At 50.2% G+C, this 9,103-nt stretch carries 9 protein-coding genes, 1 tRNA gene and 1 pseudogene; 7 read left to right on the forward strand and 4 right to left on the reverse strand.

Going from position 1 to position 9,103, the window contains the following annotated elements:
* Positions 1-172: 172 nt before the first annotated feature.
* The 3 genes and pseudogenes from R6U67_RS11250 to R6U67_RS11260 all read left to right on the forward strand — a co-directional run.
* Positions 173-496 (forward strand): hypothetical protein, encoded by a 324-nt coding sequence (locus R6U67_RS11250; RefSeq protein WP_410252635.1) that lies wholly within the window; start codon positions 173-175, stop codon positions 494-496.
* A 23-nt stretch (positions 497-519) separates the two neighbouring features.
* A complete protein-coding gene (locus R6U67_RS11255) occupies positions 520-960 on the forward strand; it encodes a hypothetical protein (RefSeq protein WP_410252636.1) in 441 nt (146 codons plus the stop codon).
* A 324-nt stretch (positions 961-1,284) separates the two neighbouring features.
* A pseudogene (locus R6U67_RS11260) lies at positions 1,285-1,839 on the forward strand (AAA family ATPase); the annotation flags it as partial.
* Between the two features lie 395 nt (positions 1,840-2,234).
* On the opposite strand, the gene R6U67_RS11265 reads toward R6U67_RS11260, so the two are convergent.
* Complete coding sequence (locus R6U67_RS11265; protein ID WP_410252637.1) at positions 2,235-2,495, reverse strand: hypothetical protein; 261 nt, start codon at positions 2,493-2,495, stop codon at positions 2,235-2,237.
* A 384-nt stretch (positions 2,496-2,879) separates the two neighbouring features.
* On the opposite strand from R6U67_RS11265, the gene R6U67_RS11270 reads away from it, so the two are divergent.
* On the forward strand, positions 2,880-3,113 hold the full coding sequence (locus R6U67_RS11270; RefSeq protein WP_410252638.1) for an NfeD family protein: 234 nt from the start codon (positions 2,880-2,882) through the stop codon (positions 3,111-3,113).
* A 75-nt stretch (positions 3,114-3,188) separates the two neighbouring features.
* On the opposite strand, the gene R6U67_RS11275 is transcribed toward R6U67_RS11270, so the two are convergent.
* Positions 3,189-4,169 (reverse strand): DUF3747 domain-containing protein, encoded by a 981-nt coding sequence (locus R6U67_RS11275; RefSeq protein WP_410252639.1) that lies wholly within the window; start codon positions 4,167-4,169, stop codon positions 3,189-3,191.
* Between the two features lie 411 nt (positions 4,170-4,580).
* Between R6U67_RS11275 and R6U67_RS11280 the strand changes: the two genes are divergently transcribed.
* Positions 4,581-5,030, forward strand: a complete 450-nt coding sequence (locus R6U67_RS11280; RefSeq protein ID WP_410252640.1) for an LptA/OstA family protein — start codon at positions 4,581-4,583, stop codon at positions 5,028-5,030.
* Between the two features lie 39 nt (positions 5,031-5,069).
* A complete protein-coding gene (gene lptB / locus R6U67_RS11285; protein WP_410252641.1) occupies positions 5,070-5,798 on the forward strand; it encodes an LPS export ABC transporter ATP-binding protein in 729 nt (242 codons plus the stop codon).
* 142 nt (positions 5,799-5,940) lie between these two features.
* Here the strand turns inward: lptB and R6U67_RS11290 are convergent, their stop codons facing one another.
* Entirely contained in the window at positions 5,941-7,776 is a 1,836-nt protein-coding gene (locus tag R6U67_RS11290; protein WP_087707193.1) for a sodium:solute symporter family protein, read from the reverse strand.
* A 134-nt stretch (positions 7,777-7,910) separates the two neighbouring features.
* Here R6U67_RS11290 and R6U67_RS11295 point away from each other — a divergent pair.
* Positions 7,911-7,995 (forward strand) — tRNA-Leu (locus tag R6U67_RS11295).
* Positions 7,996-8,007: 12 nt separating this feature from the next.
* Here the strand turns inward: R6U67_RS11295 and R6U67_RS11300 are convergent.
* Positions 8,008-8,961 (reverse strand): calcium-binding protein, encoded by a 954-nt coding sequence (locus R6U67_RS11300; RefSeq protein ID WP_410252642.1) that lies wholly within the window; start codon positions 8,959-8,961, stop codon positions 8,008-8,010.
* Between the last annotated feature and the right edge of the window lie 142 nt (positions 8,962-9,103).

The raw sequence follows: 9,103 nt of genomic DNA on the forward strand, positions 1-9,103 counted from the left end.
GCTCAGTATGAGGCGGGGGAACGGTTCCGGCTGGAGAGTCTTGATTTTGAACTGGAGTTGTCTGTGCTTTATGAGGGGGTTAATCTGAATCAGTAAGGAGGCTCTGCCTCCGGGGGGGCGTGTCATGGCTGGAGCTATGAGATTAAGATTCATTAACTAGATGTCTTAAACGATGTCCTCTGATCGTCTTATCACCGCTTTGGATGTCCTTGCTCTCCTGATAGAAGGCATTGATAAAACCACCTTAGAAACAAAACTCATGGCTTCAGCTTGGACTGCGATCGCAGCACGGGGCGGCTCAAAAAGTGGTCAGGGTCATATCTGGAGCAATCCCGGATCTCAATGCAGCGTTAGAATCATGAGCAAACCGGATGGTTCCTGTTATGCCCGAGTTTATAATGGTCCTGGGGGCGGCGGACCGGGTGAGCAACCGCTGAATGAATTAGGTCAACCAGGAACTCGGAGAGAAACACATTTTCTCCTGATTTCAAACTAATTTTCTCAATTCTCCCAAACATTATGCAATTTGACGAGGTCTGGCAACAGTATGACTTTACCGAAGCTGAGTTACTCGGCATGGGTTGGCAACTTCCTTATAATTATGTCCTGCATCTGAACTATTACTGGGACCTCAATGATCGGGGAATCACGACGGATGTGGCTTCGGGTGATCAACCCCTGAAACTGATTCTCAATGGCTGTATTCACTTAGATATCCAAATGCAGCCAACTCTCAACGGAGACCTTCAAACACCGACACATCTCGGTACGATTGTGGGATGGGGTCAAGTGACTCCCTCTCCTTGGCTTGCACAACGTTCTCTTGCGGCTTCGGAGTGGATGCACCTATTTTTTGATATCGGAGGGAATCATAAAATTCAGGCGATCGCGCGATCGCTCTCAATTGAGTCTTTAACCGATTCACCTTTAGCCACAGCGATCAATCATGATTACCCTTAACCTAGACTCCACCTTAAACCTAAGCGATGAAACCTCGATAATGGCGCTCGACTGGGGTGGTTACTTGACCCAGATGCACGACGGGTTTACCGCTATTGTCCGGGAGCGTCGATAGCAGTGTTTAGATGACCCAGAAACGCTGGCGGGAGAGGTGTTATTGCCGGGGTTAGTGGTTCGTTTGCGATGGGTTTGGGGGTGAGGTGTTCCTGAATAGTTCTATTCTTTTACAAACTTTTGATATAGTCTCGAATTAAATCTGAACAATCAAAGGATGTAATCCGCCATAAATTTTCCTTATCACCCTGAAACCAGAAGACCCAAAATAATGCTCTTCTATTTTTTGATGAAGCCGATTCATTTTTGGGTAAACGGCTGGAAAACGTAACGCAATCCACAGACACGGCGGTTAACTTAACTCGCAGCGTCATGATTAAACAACTATCAGCTTATCAGGGGATTGTTGTTTTTGCCACCAATCTAGTTCGCAATTATGATCCGGCTTTTTTAAGTCGAATCCGCTGGAAAGTATTGTTTGATTTGCCAACAGAAGAAGCTAGAGCCGCCATCTGGAAAGTACAAATCCCTCAGAAACTTCCCCTAGAGGAATCTGTCAACTTTTCAGAATTAGCCACAGAATTTGCAGACATTTCAGGTCGCGATATTAAGAATGCTGTATTTCAAGCCGTGGTAGCAGCTGCTAGAGAAGATAAACCCAAGGAAGCCAAGCGGGTGCATCAAACCCATTTTCAGGAAGCTATCCGCGAAATTATTGAGGCAAATCAAACGGTTTCTGAGCAACAAGTTACTCTCACACCCGTTGAGGGGGATGTTCCTTTACCCACTCCTCCGAATAACGATGTTAATAACCCTCCTCAATAATTCTTCTAATACCATTTTCAAAAATTGTGCCATAGATGTCTGTAGGGGCGAACCGCAAGTGCGCGCTCTCCTCGGTGTTGTATGTCTGGCAAGGATTTCAAAAAATGGTAGGGTCTTCTGGGTTTAGGGTGATAAGGAAAATTTATGGCAGATTACACCCGTTACTGTAGGGGCGAAAAATTTTTCGCCCCTACTACAATTTTGTATATTCTGTAACAAATCCCACCGTAGATCCAGAAGACCCAAATGGTATAAAAACGAGTTCAAGATCATCTCGGTTTAATTCCTTAATGTAAGTCGGGAGGCAGAGCCTCCGGGGGGACGTGTCACGGCTGGAGCCATGACACGAGAGCCGGCGTGACACGAGAACGTTTTGAGGATAATGGATTGACTGTTTAATGCTTAGATTTAAAGCTAGGATAATCTGCCCTTCGCTCGAAAAAGTTGTTAAAGGCTACACCTAGATTAAGACAGACCTGTTGCAAGCATTGAGAATACATCAATCCGAGCCATTCATATTCTTTCTTAAGTGCAGGTATTTGTTTTTTGAGGTCATATCCTGACAAGCCTTGGCCTGTGTCGTTGTCGGTTTTATTCATCAAGTCAAGACAAGAGTTCCAAAGCCAACGGCAATTGCCAAAAGATTGCTCAAGCAACTGTTTCTGTTGATTATTGGGATAAAGTCTTATCTTGACGGCCTTCAGAATTAGAGGGAATAAGAATCGCTACAAATAGTCCGAGTCCATGATTCGGGGGTATGTCAATTATCGGGGCATCGAACCCCTCAATTGACCGCTCCTCATCCCGACACTCATCCTATCGGGTAGAGTGCGGGGCAACGCGCGCCAAAAGCTAAAAAGCTAAAAATTTGTCGGCGAACCGTAAAAATCGTCATCGAGAGCAGACAGATTAGTAAGGGCTTGCATCTATGTCAGTATCGAGTTCAGTATCGAGTTGCATAAATCACGCAAAACTCAGGGTGTAATCAACAAGCAAACCAACCTGGAGGACTTCCGATGTTCGGCCTTCGTCAACACCTTATGGCGTCTACCGCCAAGCTTCCCCAACCCCCCTATGATCCCATTTTGGGGCGACTCGGGGAAGCCACCGTCACGAAACGGATTGCGTACCATTGTCCAGGACGGGTGTACTACCGCGCCACCTGGTGGAAAGCGCAATGTCAACATCGGGATCTCATCCTCGAACCCGGAACCCGAGTTCAGGTGGTTGCGCGGGATATCACCATCCTAATTGTTGAACCTTGCTGGAATTAGATCAACAAAGCCCCGGTGTCTGGATACAACCGGGGCGGAAATTGAGCTAAGCCTGAGCGAAAAAACCTTGACAAATTAGCGAGTTAGTGCAGTCAAGACGGCATCCACATCAGCATTGTCTAAATCCATCGAGTCAGCAAAGGCCGTGCGTTGTTCAACGGACATCACCTCGCGAACCGCCATCATGCTGGAGAAACGATTGTCGCTCATCCGTTGGCGTAGGCGTTCAACCTGATTGCGTTGGCGGCGGATTTGACGAGTTGACGCATCGCCAATCATCATCTCTTGCAACTCCTGACGAGCCTGATTCAAATCAGCTTCGAGGCGGCCCTGTTCAGCCAGATAGGATTGACGGATTTCAGTCATGCGCTCTTGCTGGCTGCTGCTGAGTGCGATTTCGTCCCGCACCTGTTCTTCTTGGCTGGGTTGCGTGGGTTGTTTCTCCTGAGGTTGACGGGGAGGCGTCGGAGTCGAAGGACGGCTGGCGCTGGTGTTGGAGTTTTGCGTTAATGCGGTCAGAGTTTCAGCGTTCGACAGATAGACATGACCCAGAGCGCGTCCTTGATAGGTGCGTTTCGAGAACTCCCAACCATCATTGAGGTCAATGCGGACAAAGTCGTTGGTGTAGGGAGCGCGTCCGAGTTCGATGGTGGGTCGGTTGGGGAGGAAGGGAACCCCTTGTAAGACAAGATCAGACCCTTGGCGAACGGTGCGTAGATTATATTGAACTCCTAAATCTTGTCCAGCGGTGCGGATGGAGTAACCGTTGCTGTCGGTATAACGTCCACAAATCCCGGTGAAGTCGAAGTTGGCTAACAGAGGATTGACAGTGGAGCCATTTTCTGACCAGCAATCGCGGCGGTCGGATTGTTGTTCAATGACGAGCAGTTGGTGACGTCCGGTGTTACCAATGGGTGCAGCAACGGCAACGAAGTCATCTTGAGCAACAGCTCGTTCGCCGAAGGTCGAGGCTTGAGCGGCTTGGGGAGCGAAGCTGGTCCCGAAGCTGGAGATGGCGAGGGTAGAGAGAGCGGCGAGGCGAAGTGCAGTTTTCATGGCGGTAGAGTCCTTATAGAGTTCTTAGTGCGAGGTCGTTTGTTTCGTATGAGTTCATTGTGTGCTGAGGACTCCTGAGATTGAGGTCAACCCCGGCGACTTTGCTGACTGTCTTCTGGCGGCTGTGACAGTTGAGGGGGTTGGGATACGAGTTTGCAAGGGTTTGAGGGATTGCTATCGACCCAGTTATGACCAAATTACAGCCAGTGATGGGATTGGCTACGATTTGGGTCATCTTGGGTCAACCTAGACCGGAAATCTGGTGACTCAGGTTGGAGACTGTCCTATGGCATCGTTGATCGAGAACAGCCGTTGCTAAGATAAACTACAGCAACTGAGGACCTGTTCCGGTTGGCTCACCCCCTTATCCTTCTGATTGGCTCTCAATTTAGCCTTTGTGATCTATTAATTATGAACATCTCGACATTGGCGAAATGGCGCTTGGCGCTGGCGTTATCTCTTCCCATCGCCTTCTCTGGCGCGATCGCACCCCCGACCTATTCCCAGTCCAACAGTGGCGCACCGCTCACAGTTCGCGCTGATGAACAAGAGGCCGACGCACGGACGGGAATTGTCACGGCCCGAGGGAATGTGCAGGTGAATTTCCCCTCCCGCAATCTACAAGCCACCTCGAATCAGGCCCAGTTTTTCAGTAATGAACAACGTCTGGTGCTGACGGGGAATGTCTTTGTTCTCCAGGAAGGGAACAGCATTCGCGGCGAAGTGGTGACTTACCTGATTGATGATGGTCTCTTTGTGGCTCAACCGCTTCCGGAACGCCAAGTCGAAGCCATTTATCTGATTCCCGAAAATGGCAATTCTCAACGGCCCTCGGCTCCCGCACCGCCGGCTATCCGTTAATCTTGTTTCTTTCATCCCCTCTGTTGCTGTCCCGAGTCCATGAAAATTGTCCTCGATAATATCCACAAGTCCTATCAGAAACGTTCGATTGTCAGCCGCGTTAACCTCTCCGTGAGTCAGGGGGAGGTGGTGGGACTCTTGGGACCGAATGGGGCCGGTAAAACCACGACCTTTTATATGGTGACGGGATTGGTGAAACCCGATCGCGGACGAGTTTGGCTCGATCGCCGAGACATCACGCTCCTACCGATGCACGAGCGCGCCAAAATGGGGATAGGCTATTTGGCTCAAGAAGCCAGTATTTTTCGTAATCTGACGGTGCAAGATAATCTCTTGCTGGTGTTTGAACAGACGGGAGTTCCTCGACGAGAGTGGCGCAAACGACTTGATCAGGTCATTGAGGAGTTTAATTTAGGGAAGGTGGCCTCAACGCTAGGACGACAGGTGTCGGGAGGAGAACGACGACGCACGGAAATTGCTCGTTCTCTCTCGACGGGATATGGGGAACCCATCTTTTTGCTTCTCGATGAACCCTTTGCGGGAATTGACCCCATCGCCGTTAATGATATCCAGGAGGTGATTGCTCGTTTACGCGATCGCAATATCGGCATCCTCATCACCGATCACAATGTCCGCGAAACCCTCCAAATCACCGATCGCGCCTACATTATGCGCGAAGGGGAAATTCTCGCGTCAGGAAGTCCGGCGGAACTTTACGATAATCCTCTGGTGCGTCAGTATTATTTGGGCGATCGTTTTCAGATTTAGAAAAAGGCAAGAGGCATAACCCACCCCTAACCCCTCCCAAGAGGGGATGGCAAGAGGCAAAAGGGGGGAGAAGGCATAACCCACCCCTAACCCCTCCCAAGAGGGGATGGCAAGAGGCAAGAGGGAACAGATACCGTTGTCTCTAATCTCCTGTTCCTGGCCGGGGAACGGCGATCGCCTTATGTTTATTGAGTTGACGTAGCCACATCCCGCCAATCACCGCCACAATCAGCCAGAACCAACCGAAGAGCGATCGCAACAACAGAAAGCCACCACAACTGAGTAACATCCCAAATAACAAGAGATTCGCCGCCAGCGATCGTTGTAAATCCAAGCGCAAATCCTGGGCCGGAAGTAATCCTGTATTCGCCTGTTGTCGTCCCCAACCTAAACCACCGGGACGCGCTTGGCGATAAAAGCGATCGAGGGTGTCTTGCGATTCTGGAGGCGTCAGGAACATCACCGCAATCCAGAGAGTACAGACAATCACCGTAATCGCCATCACGCGAATCCCATAATCAGACATGGGAATGACCACCCAAGTTTCTAGCCAACTCCCCGCCGGAACTTGCCAACTCCCCGCTAGGGTGGCTAAACTCCCGACAATGAAGCTGGCCACAATGGCTGTCAGTTCCGCCGCAGCATTGACTCGCCACCAGAACCAGCGCAGCATTAACACCAAACCCGATCCCGTACCAATAGCAATAATTAACTCAAACACCTGACTGATATCATTAGCCAAGAAGGCGGCGATCGCCCCTAAACCCGTCACCAACACCGACGAGAGTCGTCCCACGAACACTAACTGGGTTTGTGTAGCCTCGGCGTTGATAAAGCGGCGATAGAGGTCATTGGTGATAAACGACGCACCCCAGTTAATCGAGGTTGAGACAGTACTCATAAAGGCCGCCACCAACGAGGCCACCACTAATCCCAACAATCCCGGCCCTAGAAACTCCAACATCAACATCGGATAACCAAGTTCCTTGTCTTCCAAGTCGGGAAAAACCACCAACGCCACCAACGCCACGATAATCCAGGGCCAAGTCCGGACCACATAGTGCATGATGTTAAACGTCCAGGCGGCTTTCTCCGCTTCCGCCTCAGTTTTGGCCGCCGCAAACCGTTGCACAAACTCCCCACCCCCATCACTGCGTCGCCAGGCCCACCATTGAATGAAGATATTGGCAAAAAAGGCACTGGCGGTAATTCCGGCGGCTTTGCTAAAGCTAATCCATCCCCCCTCGCCGCCAAACTCAAGGGGGAGAATGGCTAGGGTGTTCATGTCGGTGACTTCGGGGATGCGGCTAATGAGGACGTCCATCCCGCCGATGCGATCGAGGGCAATTCCTGCCACGAGCAACGCCCCCAACAGGGCTAAAATAAACTGGAAGAAGTCTGTGGCGACCACACCCCACAATCCCGCTAAGCCGGAATAGATGAGGACAAACACACTCACCCCCACCACACTCCAGATTTTTAACTGGGTATCTCCGGCATCGATTCCCAAACTTTCCCAGATTTGCAACGCATCCACCACCTTCACCATCCCCAGCATGGCGTAGCCAATGCCAATACAGTTCATGGGAACGGCGAAGATAAAGGCTTTGACACCCCGCAAAATGGCGGCCATATCGCCCCCATAGCGGATTTCCGTCAGTTCGGCATCGGTGATCACTTCCGATCGCCGCCACATTTTGGCAAACAGATAAATCGTCAGCAGATGGGAAATACCAAAACTCCACCAGAGCCAGTTTCCGGCAATCCCCTGGTTGCCGACAATCCCGGTAATCAGTAAGGGGGTATCAATCGAGAAGGTGGTGGCGGCCATACTCACCCCCACTAGCCACCAGGGGAGCGATCGCCCAGACACGAAAAAGTCCTCCAAGCTACCAGAGGCTTTACGGGACAGGTAAATCCCTAACCCCATGGTGATGACTAAATAACTCAGAACGATCAGCCAGTCGATGGATTGCATAATGGACGGTTGCCGCTAGACTGGCAGTCATTCTACCTGCTTTAGACCAATTTCGCGTTAGGGCTTGCGAAAAAAAGCCATCTCAGTTATATTGAAGGAATGCGCTTAAAATAAGTGCATTTGAAACCCGATTTGGGGGTGTGGCGGAATGGTAGACGCTACGGACTTAAAATCCGTTGACTGGTGACAGTCGTGTGGGTTCAAGTCCCACCACCCCCATTTTTTGTGAATCTATGACGGTTGTGCCGGACTGGCGGTTTGCTCAGGTTGGGCCGCTTCCTGGGACTGTTTGCGGTCAATATAGCCGAAACCAGGGTTTTTATCCCAGTTCCGTAACAAGGCCTCGCCACAATGCTGAATTTCCAAGAAATTGGCGTTTTCAAAAGCCGGTTTATAGACCCGGAACGTCTCCATTAACCCCAGCGTGGCGCAGCTTTCTAAACCACTAATAAACTGTCGAGAATAGTTCATAAAATGGGGCTGTTGACTCCAGAAGTCCATTTGCTGAGCATTGAGAAAAAAGCAGCCAGAATGAGGATCTCTCGCCCGATGGAAGGTTAAGGGTTGCCCCATAAACTGTGCCGATAGAACTTGATTGTCGCTAAAATTATGGGGACAATCCGCAAAATTTTTGCTAATAGATTCAAAGTCGGGATCGACATAAACCTTGGCAGGCTCTCCTTGTTGCGCGACCTCAAAACGGTTTGGTTGCAAGACCGCTTGATCGCCGAGATGTTGATTGAACCAGTTAAGTTTTTGGAAAAAGTAGGCATCTCGGAGAATTAAATCATCTTCCAGATAGCCGTAATAATCATAGAATCCTAACTGGCGCTTGAGTGTTAAATGGCAGCCGAGTCCTAAGTTTTTGGGATCTTCTAACGAGAAGGATTCTTGCATAAACACGTTTGAGGGTAAGGGGAGTTTCTCCAAGAGATGGAAATCCCCCGTCGTACAGAGGACAATATCGAGATCAACTTGCGTGCGAGTATTGGCCGGCTGGGGTTCAAGGCGCAAGCGATCGCGATCGTGAGCATAATAGCGCCCAACGGGACCCAAGGTTTCGTAGAGCGATCGCACACAAGCCGTCAAGGCCTCAATCCGAGGTTGAGGATTCCGTTGCAAGGAGCCATGAGGGCCAGACCCCTGAGGATTAAAATAATGAGGGATAGTCAGTAAAACGCGCACGGCTTTAAGCTAGGATGACAAAAATCGTCATTGATTATCCCATGCTCTGGTTGTTCCCCCCAATAACCCGGCCCTGAGCGGTCCTCAATCTCCCGAGTAACCGATACCTATCCCAAAATTTATCCCCCCCTCAGCCTCCCCC

This window comes from Sodalinema sp. (genome assembly GCF_046483825.1).
Classification (GTDB): Bacteria; Cyanobacteriota; Cyanobacteriia; order Cyanobacteriales; family Geitlerinemataceae; genus Sodalinema.

Excerpts from the sequence above, each read along its gene's own strand:
- R6U67_RS11270 (WP_410252638.1), top strand. The coding sequence starts at position 2,880 with ATGGCGTCTACCGCCAAGCTTCCCCAACCCCCCTATGATCCCATTTTG.
- R6U67_RS11280 (WP_410252640.1), top strand. The coding sequence starts at position 4,581 with ATGAACATCTCGACATTGGCGAAATGGCGCTTGGCGCTGGCGTTATCT.
- R6U67_RS11255 (WP_410252636.1), top strand. The coding sequence starts at position 520 with ATGCAATTTGACGAGGTCTGGCAACAGTATGACTTTACCGAAGCTGAG.
- lptB (WP_410252641.1), top strand. The coding sequence starts at position 5,070 with ATGAAAATTGTCCTCGATAATATCCACAAGTCCTATCAGAAACGTTCG.
- R6U67_RS11290 (WP_087707193.1), bottom strand. The coding sequence starts at position 7,776 with ATGCAATCCATCGACTGGCTGATCGTTCTGAGTTATTTAGTCATCACC.
- R6U67_RS11250 (WP_410252635.1), top strand. The coding sequence starts at position 173 with ATGTCCTCTGATCGTCTTATCACCGCTTTGGATGTCCTTGCTCTCCTG.
- R6U67_RS11275 (WP_410252639.1), bottom strand. The coding sequence starts at position 4,169 with ATGAAAACTGCACTTCGCCTCGCCGCTCTCTCTACCCTCGCCATCTCC.